Source organism: Saccharopolyspora galaxeae, from assembly GCF_016526145.1.
Lineage (GTDB): Bacteria > Actinomycetota > Actinomycetes > Mycobacteriales > Pseudonocardiaceae > Saccharopolyspora_C > Saccharopolyspora_C galaxeae.
In genome coordinates, this window is the sequence record NZ_JADDUE010000005.1 from 156,662 (window position 1) to 176,733 (window position 20,072).

Annotated in this window: 20 protein-coding genes and 1 pseudogene; 12 read left to right on the plus strand and 9 right to left on the minus strand. The window is 69.3% G+C overall.

Annotated features, from left to right (window positions below):
* Positions 1 to 119 precede the first annotated feature (119 nt).
* Positions 120 to 806: a class I SAM-dependent methyltransferase gene (locus INP57_RS13505; RefSeq protein WP_307850059.1), complete on the minus strand. Its 687-nt coding sequence runs from the start codon at positions 804 to 806 to the stop codon at positions 120 to 122.
* A gap of 181 nt (positions 807 to 987) precedes the next feature.
* Between INP57_RS13505 and INP57_RS13510 the strand changes: the two genes are divergently transcribed.
* Both INP57_RS13510 and INP57_RS13515 read left to right on the plus strand, forming a co-directional pair.
* Positions 988 to 1,524, plus strand: a complete 537-nt coding sequence (locus INP57_RS13510) for an AAA family ATPase (RefSeq protein WP_200070542.1) — start codon at positions 988 to 990, stop codon at positions 1,522 to 1,524.
* Between the two features lie 68 nt (positions 1,525 to 1,592).
* The gene (locus INP57_RS13515) at positions 1,593 to 1,976 is read left to right on the plus strand and encodes a DUF4286 family protein (RefSeq protein WP_200070543.1); all 384 of its coding nucleotides are present in this window, start codon (positions 1,593 to 1,595) and stop codon (positions 1,974 to 1,976) included.
* Between the two features lie 215 nt (positions 1,977 to 2,191).
* Here the strand turns inward: INP57_RS13515 and INP57_RS29535 are convergent, their stop codons facing one another.
* The 6 genes from INP57_RS29535 to INP57_RS13545 form a co-directional block, all read right to left on the minus strand.
* Positions 2,192 to 2,749, minus strand: coding sequence for an STAS domain-containing protein (locus tag INP57_RS29535; protein ID WP_233627509.1), 558 nt, complete (start codon positions 2,747 to 2,749; stop codon positions 2,192 to 2,194).
* Between the two features lie 231 nt (positions 2,750 to 2,980).
* Complete coding sequence (locus INP57_RS13525; protein ID WP_200070544.1) at positions 2,981 to 4,171, minus strand: TerC family protein; 1,191 nt, start codon at positions 4,169 to 4,171, stop codon at positions 2,981 to 2,983.
* Between the two features lie 547 nt (positions 4,172 to 4,718).
* Positions 4,719 to 5,879, minus strand: coding sequence for an AI-2E family transporter (locus INP57_RS13530; RefSeq protein WP_200070789.1), 1,161 nt, complete (start codon positions 5,877 to 5,879; stop codon positions 4,719 to 4,721).
* Between the two features lie 230 nt (positions 5,880 to 6,109).
* The gene (locus INP57_RS13535; RefSeq protein WP_200070545.1) at positions 6,110 to 7,444 is read right to left on the minus strand and encodes a DUF2254 family protein; all 1,335 of its coding nucleotides are present in this window, start codon (positions 7,442 to 7,444) and stop codon (positions 6,110 to 6,112) included.
* A 1,003-nt stretch (positions 7,445 to 8,447) separates the two neighbouring features.
* Complete coding sequence (locus INP57_RS13540) at positions 8,448 to 8,651, minus strand: hypothetical protein (RefSeq protein ID WP_200070546.1); 204 nt, start codon at positions 8,649 to 8,651, stop codon at positions 8,448 to 8,450.
* Positions 8,652 to 8,775: 124 nt separating this feature from the next.
* Positions 8,776 to 9,294: an Asp23/Gls24 family envelope stress response protein gene (locus INP57_RS13545; protein ID WP_200070547.1), complete on the minus strand. Its 519-nt coding sequence runs from the start codon at positions 9,292 to 9,294 to the stop codon at positions 8,776 to 8,778.
* 607 nt (positions 9,295 to 9,901) lie between these two features.
* Here INP57_RS13545 and INP57_RS13550 point away from each other — a divergent pair.
* From INP57_RS13550 to INP57_RS29545, 6 genes and pseudogenes are all read left to right on the plus strand, one after another.
* Positions 9,902 to 10,105 carry a cold-shock protein gene (locus INP57_RS13550; RefSeq protein WP_200070548.1) on the plus strand — a complete coding sequence of 68 codons (204 nt, stop codon included), beginning with the start codon at positions 9,902 to 9,904 and terminating at the stop codon, positions 10,103 to 10,105.
* Positions 10,106 to 10,520: 415 nt separating this feature from the next.
* Positions 10,521 to 10,754, plus strand: a complete 234-nt coding sequence (locus tag INP57_RS13555) for a hypothetical protein (protein ID WP_233627510.1) — start codon at positions 10,521 to 10,523, stop codon at positions 10,752 to 10,754.
* Positions 10,751 to 10,930, plus strand: coding sequence for a DUF2188 domain-containing protein (locus tag INP57_RS13560; protein ID WP_200070550.1), 180 nt, complete (start codon positions 10,751 to 10,753; stop codon positions 10,928 to 10,930). The genes INP57_RS13555 and INP57_RS13560 overlap by 4 nt, the downstream gene beginning before the upstream one ends.
* 242 nt (positions 10,931 to 11,172) lie before the next feature.
* Positions 11,173 to 12,060, plus strand: a complete 888-nt coding sequence (locus INP57_RS13565; RefSeq protein ID WP_200070551.1) for an LLM class F420-dependent oxidoreductase — start codon at positions 11,173 to 11,175, stop codon at positions 12,058 to 12,060.
* Between the two features lie 150 nt (positions 12,061 to 12,210).
* Positions 12,211 to 13,164, plus strand: coding sequence for a hypothetical protein (locus INP57_RS13570; RefSeq protein ID WP_200070552.1), 954 nt, complete (start codon positions 12,211 to 12,213; stop codon positions 13,162 to 13,164).
* A gap of 6 nt (positions 13,165 to 13,170) precedes the next feature.
* Positions 13,171 to 13,257, plus strand: a pseudogene (locus tag INP57_RS29545) (Mini-circle protein); the annotation flags it as partial.
* A gap of 2 nt (positions 13,258 to 13,259) precedes the next feature.
* Here INP57_RS29545 and INP57_RS13575 read toward each other — a convergent pair.
* Positions 13,260 to 13,976 (minus strand): SDR family oxidoreductase, encoded by a 717-nt coding sequence (locus INP57_RS13575; RefSeq protein WP_200070553.1) that lies wholly within the window; start codon positions 13,974 to 13,976, stop codon positions 13,260 to 13,262.
* Positions 13,977 to 14,039: 63 nt separating this feature from the next.
* Here INP57_RS13575 and INP57_RS13580 point away from each other — a divergent pair, with 63 nt between their 5' ends.
* Positions 14,040 to 14,849, plus strand: a complete 810-nt coding sequence (locus tag INP57_RS13580; RefSeq protein ID WP_200070554.1) for a helix-turn-helix transcriptional regulator — start codon at positions 14,040 to 14,042, stop codon at positions 14,847 to 14,849.
* Between the two features lie 51 nt (positions 14,850 to 14,900).
* Here INP57_RS13580 and INP57_RS13585 read toward each other — a convergent pair whose 3' ends face one another.
* Entirely contained in the window at positions 14,901 to 16,274 is a 1,374-nt protein-coding gene (locus INP57_RS13585; protein ID WP_200070555.1) for a sugar porter family MFS transporter, read from the minus strand.
* A gap of 145 nt (positions 16,275 to 16,419) precedes the next feature.
* Here INP57_RS13585 and INP57_RS13590 point away from each other — a divergent pair, with 145 nt between their 5' ends.
* The 3 genes from INP57_RS13590 (at position 16,420) to INP57_RS13600 (ending at position 20,071) form a co-directional block, all read left to right on the plus strand.
* Positions 16,420 to 17,631, plus strand: coding sequence for an ROK family transcriptional regulator (locus INP57_RS13590; RefSeq protein ID WP_200070556.1), 1,212 nt, complete (start codon positions 16,420 to 16,422; stop codon positions 17,629 to 17,631).
* A 95-nt stretch (positions 17,632 to 17,726) separates the two neighbouring features.
* Complete coding sequence (locus tag INP57_RS13595) at positions 17,727 to 19,196, plus strand: sulfatase family protein (protein ID WP_295142731.1); 1,470 nt, start codon at positions 17,727 to 17,729, stop codon at positions 19,194 to 19,196.
* A gap of 53 nt (positions 19,197 to 19,249) precedes the next feature.
* Positions 19,250 to 20,071 (plus strand): universal stress protein, encoded by an 822-nt coding sequence (locus INP57_RS13600; protein ID WP_200070557.1) that lies wholly within the window; start codon positions 19,250 to 19,252, stop codon positions 20,069 to 20,071.
* Position 20,072: the final 1 nt, after the last annotated feature.

Genomic DNA, 20,072 nt, shown 5'->3' on the forward strand with positions numbered 1-20,072 from the left:
TTTCTTATGTAGATGACATTAGAAACCGGCATCCCCCGTGTCAACGCCTCCCGCGGTCGCGCACCGGCGCGGCGCACCGTCTAGTCCTCAGTGGACAGAACGGGGCGGTCCGGAACGGCTCAGCGCTTCCGGAAGCGCGCCAGCCATGCCGGGACTTCGATGCGGTCGCCGTCGCGGACACCCAGCACGCGGGCCGGTTCCCCGTAGGCGATTCCGGCGTAGCGGCTCGGCTGCACGTAGTCCACATCCCAGCCATCGGCGAACGCATCGCGGATCTCGTCCTGGCGCACGCTCGGACCGAATTCCGCATTGGCCTCGCCCAGCGCGAGCACGTGGGCAACAGCGCCCGGCAGGCAGACCCGGTGCAGCGAACGCGCGTACCGACGCTGATCCGCCGGCCCGAAAACGTGGAACAGGGCGCTGTCGACGACGGTGTCGAAACGCGGCTCCGGCGGCAGTTCCAGAGCGTTCGCGAGCTCGAAGCGCGGCGTGCAGCCCGCTTCGGCCGCCTTCGCCCGCGCCCGCTCCAGCGCGTTCGCCGCCGTGTCGACGCCGACCACTTCGTAGCCGAGCAGCGCGAGATGTATCGCGTGCTCTCCCGTCCCGCAACCGGCGTCGAGTATGGTGCCGCCGAACGCGCCGGAGCGCGCCAGTTCGGCCACGACGGGCTGCGGTTCGCCGATCACCCAGGGCGGATCGCCCTCGGCGTAGCCGCGATCGAACTGCTCAGGCGGGATAGTTCGCTCCATGTCGCTCCTCGGCCAGGTGCGGAACGGGTGGCCGGCCGGCCGCCCGCCGGTGGGCACCGGACCGCCCGGACAGGGCGGATCGAGTCCGCGGCGACCCGGTGCCCACCGCCTACGACGCTAGAACTTTCAGTTCGCTCGAAGTCAACGACGCGATCCTGCCGCGAAATCCGGATCTCCGCCTGCCGCGCCCAGCTATCGCTGCGAATTTTCCCCTGACAGCAAGAAATACGGAGTACACGTGTGCGCACCACCCACCCGGATCGTCGTCACCGGCGGGCCGGGAGCCGGCAAGACCACGCTGCTCGACGCGCTCGCCGCGGCCGGTCATGCATGCTCGGCCGAGGCCGGTCGCGGCATCATCCGGGACCAGGCCGCTCTCGGCGGCCCCGGACTGCCGTGGCGTGATCGGGAGTTGTTCGCCGAGTTGATGCTGTGCTGGGAAATGCGTTCCCACCGCATGGCAACCGGAATCACGTTCTTCGACCACGGATTGCCCGACATCATCGGCTACCTGCGCGTCGAAGGACTTGCCGTGCCCGCGCACGTGCACGCCGCGGCGGGAGAATTCCGCTATGCCGCAAGGGTTTTCCTCGCCCCGCCGTGGCCGGCGATATACCGCACCGACGAGGAGCGCAAACAACCGGCCGAACTGGCCGAGCGGACCTGTGAGGCGGTCGCCGATGCCTACGCCGAGCACGGCTACGAGCTGGTGGAACTGCCGCGCCTGCCGGTTGCCGAGCGGGCTCGGTTCGTGCTCGACTCGGTCGAGCAGTGACCATTGCAATGGTAATAATGGTTCTGCTTTGCTGGTCGCAGTCGACCCGCAGGGCGGAGGAGTCCACGATGGCCGAACACCTGATGCTCGTCGTCAGCAACGCCAAACCGGACCGCGAGCAGGAGTTCAACGACTGGTACAGCGGCAAGCACGTGCTCGACGTGCTGGAGAAGCTCGAAGGGTTCGCCACCGCGCAGCGGTTCGTGCTCGCCGACGAACAGGTCGAGGGCGGTTGCCCGCACCGGTACCTGGCGCTGTACCGGATCCCGGAAGGCAGGCTCGCCGAAGCGCAGGAGTGGATCCGCTACCAGCGCACCGAGCGGGCGCAGGCGGAGTCCGAGGGGCGCGATCCGCTGGTCGACGTCGCCGAGGTCTTCGACGGCCCGACGCATTCGTGGTTCTTCACCGCGATCACCGACGAACTCACCAGCAGCCGCACTCCTCGCAGGTGACCAGCTACACTGCCGGATCCGCGAACACCACGGACTTGCACGAGCGGTCTGGCACGCGACGCGGGCCGGGACCGCGCAGGAACCGGGCTCGGGTCGCGGCGATGGTGGCGGACTCGGTGCGCACGGTTCGGATCCAGTGGGGGCACCGGTCCTGGGTTCGGTTCGTCATCGCTGCTCGCAATTCTTGGCGCGGAAACTCTTTCTACAGTGGACGATCAAGCGGCTGATGCGGGCTGTCCGGGCAACATCGCCGCCCGGGCCTCGCGCAAGTCGGCGAAGGTCGGCAGAGTGGCCGCCAGCCCGGCGGCCGCCAGTGCGTGCTCGACCGTTCGGGTGTTGTTGACGATGCCCAAGGCGATCCCCCGGTGCCAGGCATGGGCGTGGGCATCCGAAAGCAGTTCCAGGCCGGCGACGGCGAGGAAAGTCAGGTTGCTGAGATCGATCACGATCGCCGCCAACTTGGTTTGCAGCCGGGGCCAGAGCAACCCGGCCAAGCTCGGCGCCGTCGCGGCGTCCAGCTCTCCGAACGCGCTCAACACCGCCAGGTGCCGGTCCGAAAAATTCATCCGCAGCAGCAACGTCGGTCGTCTCGTGGCCGCTGTCGTCCCGTCGATGTCGACTTCGGGAGTGGTGACTGGAAGGTCGATGGCAGAACTGCGTGTCAGCACGCGCGTCTCCTGTTCGTCGCGATCACGACTTTTCGCGGTCGCCGGGCCGGTGAGGGGCCGAGAACGATCGAGCCACCGTTCTGAGGGGAAGGGCGGCGGGAGCAAGTAAGCGGCGTCCTCGTTCGGTGTGCCAGCTACTGCTCAACCAGCCACCATCGACGCTACGGGTCACACGTGCCACTGTCGACCCCGCAGTCCACCCGGTGGCGAGCGATATTCACCCAAGAACTGGCCACCGCACTGTCGATGCCGAGTGCGTACTCGCGACCCCGCCGCCGCTCCCGAACGCGGTCCGCGCTGCCGAGCGGATCTCATCGGCCGCCGTCCGCGCCGGGTTCACGGGTGAACGCGGGTGGCCTGATGCTTCGCATGGGCCTGTCGAAGCAGGCTCACCAGTTCCTGATCGTTCCGGAGCTTCTCGCGGTACTTCTCCGGCAGCGCGCTCAGCTGCCGTTCCCTGGCGAGCATCTTGTCGTAGATCTGCCTGCGAACGGCGGGATCGGTTTCGTAGCCCTCGTCGAGGTATTCCGCCGCGTGCCGCCGGGCGCCCGAGATGGCGTTCTGCGCGCGACCCTTTTTGCTGACCAGGGAGGCGACAGTGGTGACCACCAGCACGCCGAGGATCACGCTCAGCGACAACCCCGTGCTGATCTCGACCACGGGAACCGATCGGCCGCTGTTGATGAACGGCACGTTGTTCTCGTGCAACGCGTGCAAGACGAGTTTGACGCCGATGAAGGCGAGGACGGTGGCCAGCCCGTAGGACAGGTAGACCAGCCGGTCCAGCAGACCATCGATCAGGAAGTACAGCTGCCGCAGCCCGAGCAAGGAGAAGGCGGTGGCCGTCAGGACCAGGTAGACGTCCTGGGTCAACCCGAAGATGGCCGGAATGGAGTCCAGTGCGAACAGGACGTCGGTGGCTCCGATGGCGACCATCACCAGCAGCATCGGGGTCAGTACCCGCTTGCCGTCGACGGTGGTCAGCAGCTTGTCGCCGTCGAAGGAATCGGAGGTCCGCAGGAACCGCTTGGCCAGCCGGACCGGGAGGTTGTCGGCAGTGCGCTGCTCGGACGTCTGGGGCTTGACCAGGTTCCCCGCTGTGATCAGCAAGATCAGCCCGAACAGGTAGAACACCCACGCGAAGGTGTTGATCAGTGCGGCGCCGAGGAAGATGAACCCCGTCCGGGCCAGCAGCGAGAACACGATGCCGAACAGCAGGACCTTCTGCTGGTCCGCCCGCGGGACTTGGAAGCTGGCGAGGATGACCAGGAACACGAACAGGTTGTCGACCGACAACGCCTTCTCCGTGACGTAGCCGGCGAAGTACTCGGTGCCCATGACGACACCGCCGAAGATCCACACTCCCAGGCCGAACACGATCGCGATGCCGACGTAGACGGCCGACCACCCGGCGGCTTCCCGCAACGAGGGCGTGTGCGCCTTGCGCACGTGGAAGAAGTAGTCGAACAGCAGCAGCGCGACGATCCCCGCGATCGTCAGCGCCCAGACGTAGCCGGGTACGCCCACGAATCCACCTCGCTTCCTGTCCAGTGGCGGTCAGGTGCTGCGTGCCGTCCGTTTGTGGAGGCGCTGCCGTGTGGCCCACCGAACTTGGTGCGCCCAGCCGAGCTTCTCGAACACCCGGATCGCGCGGGCGGAGACGTCGAGTCGCCCGCGACCGACACCGTGGCGGGCGCAGGTCGGAACGCACGGTGGGTGAAGTGACGATCCAGACCGTTCCCCCAGGCGAAGGGGACCGCAGCGCCCAGCGCGAGCAAGGGGCCGACGGTGAACAACGTGATCAAGACGATGGCTCCTGACGAATGACGGCCCCCGATGGCCGGGGCCGGCGATTCTCCGGCGTGCGAGGAATCTGCGGGGTGCGGTCGTGGTCATGTCGTCCGTCTCGGTCGCTCTAGCGGTGGCTGGCGTGGAATACCCCTCAGCCAGGTGACTCACGCCTGCGGCACCCAGGCCGACGGTGCACGGCAAGGGGCGGGGGCTGAACGCGGGATCGCGAGTGGGCACCGACGTTGCGAGCCCGTCCCGGCGGCACCGGCGCCGGGCGTATCGGTCACCGGGATTCTTCGCTGCCGGACGCCTGTGCTGATGTCGCGGGGACCTGAGCCTCGTCGGTGTCGGTCGGGTCCGCTGCCACCGTTTCGCCGTGTTCCAGTACCAGGGAGCGAATCGCCGCGTTGAGAATGGCGGTGATCGGTACCGCCAGCACCGCGCCGACCGCCCCGGCAAGGATGAATCCGGCCGTGATACCGAGGACGATCGCCAGCGGATGCAGCCGTACGGCGTGACCGAGGATGAGCGGTTGCAGCACGTGCCCTTCGAGCTGCATCACGCCCACCACGATGGCCAGGACGACCAGCGCCGGGAAAGGTCCCGTGGTGACCAAGGCGACGAGGACCGCAACGGTCCCGGTGACCATCGACCCGACATAGGGCACGAAAGCGCCCAGGAACACCAAGGCCGCCAGGACAGCCGACAGGGGGACGCCGACGAACGCGGTGCCGATTCCGACACCGGCCGCATCCATCAGGGCCACGGCCGCGGTCGCTCGGATGTAGGCGACCAAGGACGCGAACGAACGCAATCCCGCGACGTCGACACGAGCCCTCACGGAACCCGGAACCGTCACCCGAAGCACGAAATCCCAGATCTTGCGCCCGTCTCGCAGGAAGAAGAAGAGGGTGAACAGCACGAGCAGCAGTCCGGTGAGGAACCCCAGCAAGGTACTCGCGGTACTGAGTGCGCCCGAGGTCAACGTGGCTTCGCTGTTGCGGATAGTGGTGGTGAGCCGTTCGAGCCCTTGGTCGAGCTGCCCCTGGCTCAGCTGCAGCGGCCCGTGTTGCAGCCATTGATGGGTGGCCTCGACGCTGTGGCCGATCTGTTCCTGCAGGCCCGGCAAGCCACGGATCACGGTGGTGACGACAAGGGTGAGCACACCGCCGACCGCGGCCAGCCCACCGACGAGCACCACCGCTGCTGCCAAGGTGCGCGGCAGGCCCTTACCCACGAGCCATTCCACGCCCGGCGCCAGCAACGCCGCCAGGAGCAACGCAACGGCCGTCGCTGTGACAACCGCGTAGAGCGTGACGGCCAGCCAGCACACCACCGCCACCACCGCGGCGATGGCCAGCAACCGCCAGCACACCGCGCCCGCGACACGTACTCCTCGCGGAACCTCTTCCGCGGCGACGCGCTTCTCGCCGCGCATCTCCATCTCGTTCACATCGCCACTGTCACCGAAACGAGCCGTGGCCAAACATCAACGTCGATGAAATCGTCTCATCCCGCCTCGTGCCCAGCTAACACGCTCGCGGCGCGGATCGCCCGCGCGGTGCGATATCACGAGCCTCTGTTGCCGGTTCCGGTTCGGCGCGGGTGTGCTTTCCAGGCATCCGGATCCGGTGCTCGGTAAGGCGATGCCTGTACTGCCTCCCGGCCGCGGGCTCATTCTTCGGCAGGATCGGCAAGGCGCTGGTTCTGCTGAATTTGCTCTTTGATCTGCCGGATGCGCTTGGCACCTTCGGGCAGTTCGGTCCGGTGCATGGCGTGCTGCATGGCGTTGAAGGCGTGTTCGATCTCGGAGGTGAATACGTGGTCGAGCGCGGTCGGCAGTACCCGTTGAAGGCGGTCGAAGGCGATGCGCTGGTTGCCGGGCTCCAGCTGGGGCAGTGCCCGGGACAGGACGGTGACGACGGCACCGCACGTTTGGTGTTGTCCGGACTGCCCGGAGGCGGCGATGACGCTGGTGAGCCCGTCAAGGATCTTCTCGATGACCGGGTCCTTATAGACCAGCGGCAGCTCGCCTCCGTGCGCACCGGCGGAGTGCCAGCGTTCCTGCTCTTGAAACGTGATGAGCAGGCTGTGCAGCGTCTCGACCGTGATCTGCGCACCTTCCGGGTCCGCGGAAGTGGCCGTGGCCGCCCAGGCCATGTTGGAGAGGTGATCGACGCTGTGGGCCGCGTCGCGGCCTAGGTCGCGCATGCGACCGAGCCACAGCGCATCGAGGACGGTCCCGGCGAGGCGGTTGCGTTCGGCTTGGTCCTCGGCGCGTACCTCGGCCAGCAGGCCGCCGCGCACCACGTGATCGCCCATGGACACTTGTAGCTCGACTTCGGCGGTGTCGCTGACCGGGCGCAGGGCCCGGTCCAAGAGGTCGCCGTTGATGTGCACGACATAGCCGGCCTGTCCCGAGGTGACCTCGGTGGCCGGCATGTCGGTGAGTTTTGCTTGCGCCCGGCAACGAGCGTGCAGTGGTTGCTGGCCTTTCTGTGCTTGCACCGCGAGCTGCTGCAACATCCACACCGTCGCACTCGGACGGATCTGGTCGACGGTGCTGTAGACGAACACCAGCAGGCACACGAGCGTGATCGCGGTCAGCAGCAGGGCCAGTGTTCCCGCCATGATCGCTCCTGCTGGAACCAGGGCCAAGGCCAGCAGGCAGAACACGGTCAGGCCGACGAAGACACCGAAGAAGACCTGGTTGAGTCTGCGCCGCAGGAACTGGTCCAGCACTACCGGACTGTAGGTCGCCGACTGGTGCTGCACCGCCATCAGCAGCACGAAGAAGATGATCGAGATGACTGTGAGCAGACCCGGAGTCACTGTGGACAGCAACGTGGTGGTCGCCTCTGCCGGTACCACCGTCGCCATAGCTTGATACGCCGGCATTGCCCATAGCTGCGCGTTGCGATCGAGCACGCTGGCGATTACCGCCAACAGGATTAACACGCCTGTCACCACTGAGGGCACCACCAAGAACTCACGCAGCGCGTAGGTCACCCGGTTGCGATGACGCGGGCGCGCTCCCGGATTTCCGCCCCGGCCACCGTTGCCAGCCATGTCACTCCCTTCATCATCGTTGGTCACTGCGCCTCACGGGACCGGCACGAGCTTTTTCCCGGGGGCGAGCAGCTCCATAGGCGCCGACACGGTGTATCAAGGCCGCACTCCGCAGGGACATGGCCATCGAATCCATGATCGAGCTGCGCGGCGAAACCAGCGGATCACCGAGTTTGCCGGGTATTCGGCGACATGAAAACGGCAACCGGGCGACCGCTCGGAAGCCGGACTCGCGCGGCTCGGTAGTACCGGCTCGCAAGTGCTCCTCCCAGGTCATCGCCTCACCGGTGGTCGGACCGGACGTGCCCCGACCGAGCACCCACGGGAAGCAGCCCGCCAGGCGCAACGCGGCTGTACGCCCTTGGCCCGTGCGGCGGTGGAACCGCCGCCTGTGCCGCATCTGCGGCAGGGTCCTTCTTTCACGCGTGATCTCTTGACGTCACCCGACTTACCCTCGATCACGGCTGTTCACACACCGCGGCGACGGACGCGGCCGTGCGTTGCGCCGAGTATCAGACGGTGAGCTAGGTAAAGTTCGGTCGCGGGGCCTTCCCGCCCGTCCCTGCTCCGGCGTGTCCTGCCGGAAACGCCGGTTCGTGGGCTCCCGCCCTGTTCGCGTGATCAACGTCGTTCGAGCACGCCGCCGAACTGCGTTGCGTCCCACGGTGCCGGAACACATCGGAAACGACGGCGGGATTCGCGCTCGGCCCGCCAGCTGGGGTCACGGGACCCAAATTGTCCGAAGTGGACTTACCGCGGGCAGTCGCTGTGTTTCGTCACCGGCGACGCCGTTCCAGCACCGCGTCCGGGAAATGCCCCGGCGAAGCCGCGGGCGGGTTCGGAATGGCGTTGGTGATCCGCCGGCTGGCCGCGTACGAACGGCCGCGACCGGGTTCATCGGTGCACGCGGCTTCGCCGGAGCGCGCGAGCGGAAGCCGGGAATCTACTCGGTCTCGAAACCAAGTGGCAGCGAGCCCTGCAGCACCTGGTCGAAGTCAGCGGGGCGGAGCCAGTACAACTGCATGGTCGCCCCGAAGTACTTGCTGGCCTCCCCCACCCATTCCAGCACCGCCGCCAGTGCCGCGGCTGCATCGTCGATTTTCCAGCTTCGCGGCACCGACCGATCCGTCACCAGACGTGCAGCCATACTCAGCAGCCTGGACAGGCTCCCGCACGGCAACAGTTCGTCGGATCGACGCCGAGACCAGCAGCAGCGCCCGGCTCATCGTGCGCCAAGACGGGCGTGCGCACCTCCAGCCGCCTTGCCCGTTTCACTCGACACGGCCGCCGGAAGACGGCCGCGCCTCACCCGAGGACCCCTCGGAACTCTCGTCCAAGTGCACATCGTTGACCGAAATGTTCACCTCCACCATCTCCATCCCGGTCATCTCCTCGACGCACGAGATGACGTTCCGGCGCACCGACCTCGCCAACTCCACGATCGAGACCCCGTACTCGACGCTGAGATCGAGGTCCACCGCCGCTTGCTTCTCACCGACCTCTACCCGCACGCCGGATGTCGACGAGGTCGAACCGCCACCGGGTATGCGCTCGCGCAACGCACCGACGGCGCGTGAGGTTCCACCACCCATGGAATGCACGCCGGACACCTCCCGCGTGGCCATCCCGGCGATCTTCTGGACCACCGACGCCGCGATGGTCGTCCTGCCTCGCTCCGATGCCTGCGCGGGCTGCGCGGACTCGCCGCTGCCGCGGCTCTGCGGAATCCGAGCCTCCTGCTCCTGCACCGACGGCCGAACGTCGGCGCGTCCCGAACTACCTTGCGCCACTGCAAATCACCTCTCCGCACACCTCGGCGACCAGGCACCGAATTGCTCGAACGCTGTTGCCACCGCCGAACCACGCCCACGCCACACCGGGCTCGCGGCACCGGCGCGAGCTATCCGCGGCCGCCGTGCGTGCCCGCGTTCTGGCTGCGCAACGCGAAACGTCGCCCGGCGATAGCAGCGCTTCCAGTCAGGTACCCGGCTCTTGGGCAGAGGATTCCTGGAGGAAACGGCTCGCCTGGACCGCACTGATCCTCCGGAGGGCGAGCTCGGCGGTAGCAGACGCCGGGTGCAGGTCGGAGCACAAGCAGGTCGGCTGCACCGGACAGCGGGCGCAGAGGTGTCTCGCCGGGGTTTGCGCCGCCGTCGGCTCGACCACCTCGACCGGTCGCGGGCGGCGTGGCGACGGCAAGATCGCGAACGAGGCGTAGTGTTCGTGGTGGTCGTTGTTTCTGGGTTCGTGTTTGCGCACGCTCGCAGGATGTTGATGCGGGCGAGCTGCTGTCTTTGGTGTTGCTGGAGTTGAGCCGCCGTCTGAGATCCCCGGCCCGGGATCGTCGCGCGGTGCGGCGGCCCGTGATACTTCCCATCTCTCGAACGGAGACAGCACATGACGAACGGAACCGTGAAGTGGTTCAACTCGGAGAAGGGCTTCGGCTTCATCGCCCCTGACGAGGGCGGGCCGGACGTGTTCGTGCACTACTCGGCCATCGACGGCACGGGCTTCCGCAGTCTCGAGGAGAACCAGCAGGTGAGCTTCGAGGTGACCCAAGGCCCCAAGGGCGCCCAGGCGGAAGTCGTCCGCGCGATCTGAAATCACGCTCGGTGCCCCGCTTTGCGGGGCACCAGGGCACCCCCCAACACTGCTCCCGCGTCGCGCGGTCGAGCCGTGTCGATCCCGGGGCAGCGCCTTCGCGCCGGAGCGCGCCACTCGTGCCGAACAGCCCACCACGGGCGCACGACATCCCGGCGAGTTTTCTCGCTCGCACACTTTTCCCGCCCGGTAGAGCCGAGTCCGTGACCGTCGCCCCGGCTCCCCGCGGACGTTCCCGAATCCAGCCACCTGCAGCCGCGACCGCTCGCGCCGGGTCGGCTGAGCCCTCTTATTGCATTGGAGTCCAATGCGGACAACAACCCCCTGTCCCACTTTCCCAGCCGCTTTCCCGGTAGACGGTGACATCACCGGATCCGGAACATCCGCACTGGCCGAGAGGCTGTGGCTGCACCTGTTGACAGCGCCCCCGAACACGGTCCTCGACCTCTCCGCGGCCGGTGACATCGACGACGCGGGCATCGATCTACTTGCCGCCGTGCGCACCTACGCGGCGCATCGCGGGCTGGCGTTCAGCGTGATCAATGCACGTTTACGGTTGCAGGACCCGTTGCTGGCCGCGGGAGTGCGCACATCGGCGCCGCAGGCCGCGTCCGCACCGGTACCGCTGCACACCGCGGCGAACGCATGAGCCGGCACACCAGGTACGTCTCCCGCACGCTGTCCGACGATGCGTGGCAGATCACCGATGCCGAAGGCCAGCACACCGCCCGGCTCACCGGCACCGAGAAAGACGCCATCGCACGCGCCCATCGCCAACTCGCCTCCCACGGCGGCGGCAACGTGCTGGTCACCGACCTCGAATGACAGCATGCCCGGGCACTACCGCGAGCGCATCGATGTTGTGCAAGACGGGGCCTGTCGGTCCACGACGGCTGACCAAGTTCCTTCGGAACTGCGCAGCAGCACGCCACGACGCGCCTCGATCAGAGAACCGCAGCATGGGCGCAGTCCGGTGCGGACGTTCGCCTGTACCTGCTGGAACGGGAATCAGCCATCGATGACGCGGAAATGGGTGCGGTCCCGGCCGCGGGACTAGCATCGGGGTCATGGCTAAGATCGACTTCAGTTCCCGCGTCGGCGTGTGGTGGACCAGCGACGCCTGGCCGGTCCGCGACGTCCAGGCGCACGCCCGCGAGATCGAGCAGCTGGGCTACGGCTCGCTGTTCTACGGCGAAGCGGCGGGCAAGGAATCGCTGACCCAGGCGGCGGCGCTGCTGGGCGCCACCGAACGGCTCGCGGTCGGCACCGGCATCGCCAACGTGCACGCCCGCGATGCGCTGGCGGCCGAGGCAGGCAGCCGGACGCTGAGCGCGCTGCACCCCGGCCGGTTCGTGCTCGGGCTCGGCGTCAGCCACGGCCCGCTGGTGGACAACACCTACGGCCGCTACGCCAAACCGCTGGCGACCATGCGGGACTACCTGCAGAAGATGGACTCGGTTTCGGACAAGATCGAGCCCGGTGCGCCGCGACCGGCGAAGCTGCTGGCCGCGCTCGGGCCGAAGATGATCGAGCTGTCCGGCTCCGCGGCCGACGGCGCGCACCCGTACCTGATCACCCCGGAGCAGACCGCGCGCACCCGCGAACTGCTCGGGCCGGACAAGTGGATCGTCAGCGAGCAGGCCGTTGCGCTGACCACCGACCGCGAGACCGGGCTGCGCCGCGCGCACAACCACCTGGACATGTACTCGCGGCTGCCGAACTACCGGAATTCCTGGCTGCGGCAAGGCTTCGACGAGTCGGACGTGGTGGTCGGCGGCTCGGACAAGCTCGCCGACGGGGTCGTGGCGATGGGCGACACCGCCGTCATCGCCGAACGGGTGCGGCAGCACTTCGAGGCCGGGGCCGACCACGTGGTGATCCAGGTGCTCGGCGACAGCCTCAGCGACGACCCGTTGCCCGCGCTGCGCGAACTCGCCCCGGCGCTGCTGGGCTGAGCGTCGAGCCGTGCCCGGCGCCGATCGCTCGAGCGGCCGGTTCGCCGGCAAGCGCGGGCTCTGCGCCGCAGCGCAGCCAGGTGCCGGATGCGGTCGGCGGCGCTGCGGCGGAGACTGCGTGCGCACTCGACCCCGACGACAGGAAGCCCGTTGCACACCGGTTCCGAACGACACCGGATCGGCCCGCGGGTCCCCCGCGAGTGGTCGGTCTCCGGCAGCGGTGGTCCGCGTCCGTTCACCTCGTGGGTCGCCTACCGGACGCCGGACCGGTCGAGATACCTGTGGGAGTCGCGGCACGGCCGCAAGGGGGCGGGGCCGGTCACCGCGACCGGCCGCGCCGCCCCGCACGTGCCGGTGGGCGCGCCGATCCCGAACCCGTGGCTGCGGTTCTGGGCCCCGCAGCGAATGGCCTGGTGGATCGCCGTCGCGTTCATGATCGGCTCGGTGTTGTTCGTCGCCGGGGCCGCCGGATCGCTGATGCCGGAGGTGTTCGGCGGCCAGCACGCGATGGCCATCTACGCCGAGTCCTGCTACTTCCTGGGCGCGCTGCTCTACACCGTCAGCATCTACGGGCAGCTGTTCGAGAGCCTCAACTCCGACGACGAGGTCGGCATCGACCGCACCACGCACGCCCCGAGCCGCTACCGGTGGTTCGGGTTCGAGCCGCGGCGGTTGTCGTTCTGGACACCGTTCGTGCTGCTGATCGGCTCGCTGGTGTTCAACTACGAGACGATCTTCGCACTGGGAGCGAAAGCCGAGCTGCTGCCCGCGGCCGGGTTGTGGTGGACGAGCCTGCTCGGCAGCGTGCTGTTCCTGGTGTCCAGCGTGCTGCAGCTCGCCGAGGCCGGGCACGGCTACCTGAGCTTCGAGCCGCGGGACGTGTCCTGGTGGGTCGGTGTGCTGTTCGTGCTCGGTTCCGTCGGGTTCATCGTGGGGTCGCTGCCCGGTTTCCCGGACGTCGGGCTGCCCACCGCGGAAGCGCCGCAAGGCGCGATCATCGTCAAGCTCGGCTTCCTGGCCGGGGGTGCGGCGTTCCTCGCCGGTAGCTACCTGATGCTGCCCGAGCTGTTCCTGCAGTTGCGCTCGCAGGGCCGTTCTCGGTGAAGTGTCGTGAACCTGCGCTGGATCTGCATCCACGTGATCGGTCACTGCGCGCACGCCGACCTCATCCGGGAGCGCATCGACGGCCGCACCGGGGATCACCACGGCACGGAGCTGCCGTCCCAGGAGAAGAACCGGCCCGTGGGGCCGTCCGCCGGTAGCCAAGCCAGCCGGACCGCCTCCGGCGCGACCTCCGCGGGGTCTCCGTCGGAACCGGCCGCCCTGGCGTTCAGGTCGGTCGCCCGCAGTCCCGGGGCGAGCGCGTTGACCTTGAACCCCTCCCCCGCCAGCGCCTGCGCGTAGAAGACGGTCAGCGCGTTGAGCGCGGCTTTCGACGAGCGGTATGCGGCCCCGTCGCCCCCGCTGACGCTGAACCCGTGATCGGGGTCGGTGCTCCAGGCCAACGATCCGGTCCCGCTGGAGATGTTGACGATGCGCGGCTGCGGCGACCGGCGCAGCGCGGGCAGGAAGGCGTTGGTGACGGCGAGGACGCCGTGCACGTTCGTCTCGTAGGTCCGCCGGAACTCCTCGATCCCGGTCTCCTGCGGCGGCGCGAGCGACGGCGCTATCCCCGCGTTGTTGACCAGCACGTCCAGCCGGTCGAGTTGCGCCGCGGCCCGGCCGATTGCGTCGCCGTCGGTCACGTCCAGCACCAGCGGGCGGGCTCCGCGGCCGATCTCCTCCGCGGCGCGCCGTCCGCGCTCGGCGTCCCGGGAGCCGACGTGCACCGCGCAGCCCTGCTGAGCGAGCAGCCGGGCGATTTCCTTGCCGATGCCCTTGTTGGCACCGGTGACGAGTGCTGTGCGATCGTTCATGCCCCGAGGGTTCCCCGGCAGCGAGCAGCCTGCCAGGGACGAGTCGTACCAGGGAGATCAGCTATGCCCCGGCGGGAACTGGCCCGCTTCCTGCGCGCCCGCCGCGAGCGGCTGCGCCCGCAGGAGTTCGGTCTGCCCGCGGTCGCGGACCGGCGGACACCCGGGCTGCGGCGCGAAGAGGTCGCCGAGCTCGCGCACATCTCGGTCGACCACTACGTCCGGCTGGAGCAGGCGCGCGGCTCCCGCCCGTCGGCGCGCGTGCTCGATGCGCTGGCGCATTCGCTGCGGCTGACGCAGGCCGAACGCAGCCACTTGTTCCGGCTCGCCGATATGAGCGCGCCGCCCGGCAGCAGCGTCGCGCGGCAGGTCCGTCCGCACGTGGCGCAGCTGCTGCGGCGGCTGCCGGAGACCGCCGCGATCGTCACCGACGCCGGTTACGGGGTCGTCAGCTGGAACCCGCTGGCGCGGGAACTGCTCGGCGGAGATCCCGGCGATGCGGCGAACCTGGCCCGGCGCCGCTTCCTCGGCGGCGGACGGCTGCACGAGAGTTCCGGCTCAGCGGAGTTCGGCGACATCGTGGTCGCCCGGCTGCGCCGGGCGGCGGACCGCTACCCGCACGACCCGTCCCTCGCCGCACTGCTGGCCGAGCTCGACGCGGGAAGCGAGGAGTTCCGGCGCATCTGGGAGACCCGCCCGGTGCATGCTCCCGGGCACCGGACCAAGATCGTCGACCACCCGGTGGCGGGTGAGCTGCGGTTGAACTGCGACGTGCTGCTCGTTCCCGAAGACGATCAGGAAGTCGTGCTGATCACGGCCGATCCCGGTTCGCGTTCGGCGCGGCGGCTGCGCGGTCTGGCATCGCGAGCTGCGTGAACCGCCCTGGGGTGGTTCGCGAGCGGCGACCAGCCGCTCCGCGAAACCGCCTCACCGGCCGGTTCCGGACAGTTCGAGCTCCTCGAGGCTGCGGTTCGTCGTCTCCCGCACGCACAAGACCGTGAACACGATTGCCACTGCCGCGAACCCGGCGAAGATCCCGAACACCGCGCCGGCGCCGAACACCAGCAGCACCGGGAACAGCTGCGAGACCGCGAGGTTCGCGGACCAGTTCACGAACGAACCCGCGCCGACGCCGACCGAGCGCACTCGCAGCGGGAACTGCTCGGGCAGCAGCACCCACATCAACGGGCCCCAGCTCAGCGAGTACGCGACCTTGAACACCGCCAGGCACAGCAGCGCACCGACCGATCCGGCGAGGCTTTCCAGCAGCGCGAAGCCGAACAGCACCGCCAGCACCGCCATGCTCAGCAGCATCACCGCGCCGCCGGCCAGCAGCAGGCGGCGTCGCCCGAACCGGTCCACCACCCGCACCGTCACCAGTGTGGTCACAATGGACAGTGCGCCGAGCCCGACGCTGTTGAGCAGCGAGGCGCTGTCGCCGAAACCGGCCGCGTGCAGGATCGTCGGCGCGTAGTAGACGATCGTGTTGATCCCGATGAGCTGCTGCAACAGCGCGAGCCCGACCGCGATCAGCAGCGGCTTGCGCATCGCGGGTGCGAACAGCTCGCGCCACCGTCCCGCGCGTTGTTCGCTCTTGCCGGATTCGACCGCGCGCTGCACGTCGGCGACGACCTCGTCGGCCTCGGCCGGGTCGAGCTGGCGGGCCAGCACCCTGCGTGCCTCGTCGATGCGGCCGCGCGAGACCAGCCAGCGCGGCGTTTCCGGTGAGCGCCAGACGCCGTAGAGCAGCAGCGCCGAGGGCAGCAGGGCGATGCCGACCATCCAGCGCCAGGCCGCCCACGGCGAGAGCAGGAAGCTCGCCAGGTACGCCGCGAAGATGCCGATCGCGATCATCAGCTGGTTCAGCGTGGCGATGCCGCCGCGGTTGCGCGTCGGCGCCAGTTCCGAGAGGTACGTCGGTACCACGACCGAGGCGATTCCCACCGCCAGTCCGCCCAGCACGCGCGCGCCGACCAGGACACCGACGTTCGGCGCGAAGGCCATGCCGAGCGCGGCGACGCCGAAGACCACCGCCGCCACCTGCAGCACGCCGCGCCGCCCCCAGCGCTCGGCCAAGCTGCCCGCGACGATGCTGCCCGCGATGGCGCCCAGCATCAGCGAGCTGACCACCAGCCCTTGCAGCCAGGGCGACAGATTCATCTCCCGCTTGATGAACAGCAGCGCGCCCGCTGCGATGCCCTGGTCGTACCCGGCGAGGATGCCGCCGAAGGCGCCGAAGAAGAACACCGAGCGCGCCGCGGCGCCGGACGAACTCGCGGAAGTGCTTGGGGAGGCCGACATTCCGTCATCTCCGCTCCGGGCAGGCGGGTGGGTTGCGAGGCAGCTTCGCAGCGGCCCCGAATTCCGTCAATGCTCCGTCAGAACCAGTGCGCATTAATGACGAGCCGTTGTCGTAATTCGCGCCGCCGGAGTAAGCTGCGCTGCCATGAGCGATGCCGCCACCCCGCCCACCGCGCTGCACCGGTTGCGCCAGAGCAACGCGGAGCGGGTGCTGGACTGCCTGCGCAGGCACGGGCGACTGAGCCGGGCGGAGATCGCCGAGCACAGCGGACTTTCCCGCACCACGCTGTCGACCATCCTCAGTGGACTCCTGCGGCGCGGTACCGTCGTGCAGGAGGAAGGGCGACCGCAGAACCGGCGCGGCCGCCCGACCGCGCTGCTGACGCTGAACCCGTCCGCCGGGCAGTACGCCGGAGTGGAACTCGGACGCCACCGGCTGCGCATGGTGATCGCCGACGCCGCGCACCAGGTGCAGGCTCGGGAGGAACTTCCCTACGGTGCGGCGCGCAGCGCGGGCGCGCGGCTGGCGCTGGCCGAACGCTCGCTGCGGGACCTGGCGGCTCGGCACGGCATCACGCTGGATGCGCTGACCGGCATCGGCGTGGGCTCCACCGGCCCGGGTGAGGCCGTTTCCGCCCCCGCGAGCGGACTCGCGGAAAGCGTCCGGGCCGGACGCGCGCGAGTCGCCGACCGGCTCGCGCGGGCGTTCGGGGTGCGGGTCGACGCGGACAACAACTCCCGGCTCACCGCGCTGGCCGAAGCTACCCGCTCCGGCGCGGGCGGGGATCTGCTCTACGTGCACTTCTCGCACGGCGTCGGGGGCGGCCTGATCATCGGCGGGCAACTGGTGCGCGGAGTCGGTGGCGTGGCCGCCGAGGTCGGGCACCTGTGCGTAGATCCCGGCGGGGCGGCCTGCTGGTGCGGCGGGCACGGCTGCCTGGAGCTGCACGCCTCGGTTCCCGCGCTGCTGCGCACGACCGGGCACCGGAATTGGGCGGTGCTGCGCGACGCGCTCGAACGGGGGCGCGCGGCGGAGCAGGAGGCGGTGCGCGCGGCAGGTGCGCACGCGGGCAATGCGCTCGCCGCGATGTGCACGGCGGTGAACCCGGGGCGCATCGTGCTGGGCGGCGAACTCACCGATCTCGGTGAGGCTTTTCAGCGCCCGTTGCGGGACGCCCTCGCCGGTCGCGGCATGCGGGCGCTGCGCCGGATCGACATCAGCACGTCGACCGTCGCGCCTTGGGGCGGCGCGCTGGGCGGGCTGGCGTTGGCACTGCGCGAATCCCCGCTGCTGGCGCGCTACCCGGTGCCCGCGGACGCCGACGGCGACCCCGATGCGGCCGCCGGAGCGCAGTGACCATTGCGGACCCATCGACCGTCCACTGCGGACCAACGATCGTCCGGACAGGAACCGATCGTCCGGCAAGGAACCAACGACCGCGAGGAGCCGGCGTGCCGCGCAACATGCTGTTCTTGATGACCGACCAGCACCGCACCGACACCTTGGGCTGCTACGGCAACCCGCGGGCGCACACCCCGAACCTGGACGCGCTGGCAGCCGACGGCACCCGGTTCGGCAACTTCTTCACCCCGACCGCGATCTGCACGCCCGCCCGCGCGAGCCTGCTGACCGGCTACGCGCCGTTCCGGCACAAGCTGCTGGCCAACTACGAGCGCAACGTGGGCTACCTGGAGGACCTCTCCCCCGGCCAGTTCACCTTCGCCGAACGGCTCGCCGAGCGCGGCTACAACCTGGGGCTGCTGGGCAAGTGGCACGGCGGGGTGCAGCGCTCGGCGGCGGACTACGGTTTCCAGGGGCCGGACCTGCAAGGCTGGCACAACCCCGTGGACCACCCGGACTACCTGTCCTATTTGGACGAGCACGGGCTCCCGCCCTACTCGATCCGCGACGAGGTGCGCGGCACCGCGCCCAACGGCAACCCCGGCAACCTGCTGGCCGCGCGGCTGGACCAGCCGGTGGAGGCGACGTTCGAGCACTACCTGGCGACCCGGACGATCGAGATGCTGCAGCGGTTCGCAGCCGCGGAGTCCCACGACGGCACACCGTTCTTCCTGGCCACGCACTTCTTCGGCCCGCACCTGCCGTACCTGCTGCCGGACTCCTACTACGACATGTTCGACCCGGACGAGATCGAACTGCCCGCATCGGTGCAGGAGACCTTCGAGGGCAAGCCGCCGGTGCAGCGCAACTACAGCGACCACTGGGCGTTCGACACGATGCCCGCCGAGGTCAGCCGCAAGCTCATCGCCGTGTACTGGGGCTACGTGACGCTCATCGACGAGCAGATCGGGCGGATCCGGCGGGCGCTGGACGAGCTGGGCCTCGCCGAGGAGACCTCGATCTTCTTCACCGCCGACCACGGCGAGTTCACCGGCTCGCACCGGCTGCACGACAAGGGCCCGGCGATGTACGACGACATCTACCGCATTCCGGGGCTGCTGCGGGTCCCCGGCGAGCCTGCCGGGCAGGTGCGCGACGAGTTCGCCGGGCTCACCGATCTCACCGCCACCATCCTCGACCTCGCCGGCGAGGATCCCGCGCCCGCGGTCGACGGCCGCAGCCTGCTGCCGCTGGTGCGCGGCGAGGACGTGGCGTGGCGGCAGGAGCTGGTGGCCGAGTACCACGGCCACCACTTCCCGTACCCGCAGCGGATGCTGCGGGACGAGCGCTACAAGCTGGTGGTCAACCCGGAATCCCGCAACGAGCTCTACGACCTGCGCACCGATCCGGACGAGCTGCACAACCGCTACGAGCAACCGGAGCTGCGCTCGGTGCGGGACGCGATGCTGCACCGCCTCTACGTGCTGCTGCGCGAGCGCGGCGACAACTTCTACCACTGGATGACCAGCATGTACCCGGTCGGCGAGCTGGACCACGACCCCACGCTGAGTTCGTTCTGACGGGCGTGACCTTCCGCCGGGCCGGGTAAGCGGGCGGCGGGGAGGAGGCGCCGATGGTGATGGCCGAACGGACCGTGGTCGCGGGCGTCGACGGTTCCGAAGCGTCCGCCCGCGCCGCGATGTGGGCGGCCGACGACGCAGCCCGCCAGCCCGCGTCGATGCAGCTGGTGCTGGCCTACCGCGCGGCCGGGCACCAGCGGGATGCCGAGCGGCTGGTGCGCGAGCTGGCCGGTCGCTGCCGGGCCGACCAGCCGGGCCTGCACGTCGGGAACGAGGCGGTGCCGCGCGACCCGGCCGACGAGCTGCTGGAGCGGTCGGCCACGGCTTCGACGGTGGTCGTGGGCTCGCGCGGGCACGGCGCCATCCGGGACGTGCTGCTCGGTTCGGTGAGCGCGGCGGTGGCCACGCAGGCCCGCTGCCCGGTGGTCGTGGTCCGCGGACAAGTGGTCTCCGGAGCCGTGGTGGTCGGCATCGGTCCGTTCAGGTCCAGCGCGCCTGCCGTGGAGTTCGCCTTCGCCGCGGCCCAGCGGCACGCGACGGAAGTCCTCGCGGTGCAGGCGATCCCGGACGCCTACCTGCTACCGGGCATCGCGCTCGACGAGCGCCGGCAAGAGGTCCAGGAGCAAGCCGAATCCCGGGTCGCCGAACTGCTCGACGACTGCGCCGGGCGCTATCCGGACGTGCCGGTTCGGCGGGTCACCACCGACCAGCACCCCGTGGAGGCGTTGTGCGAGCAGGCCCAGCACGGCCGGATGGTGGTCGTCGGGCGGCGCGAGCGGAGTTCGGCGGTCACGCGGCTCGGATCGACCGCGCTGGGCACGTTGCACCACTCGCCCTGCCCGGTCGCGGTGGTGCCGCAGGAAGTCGCGCAGTAGC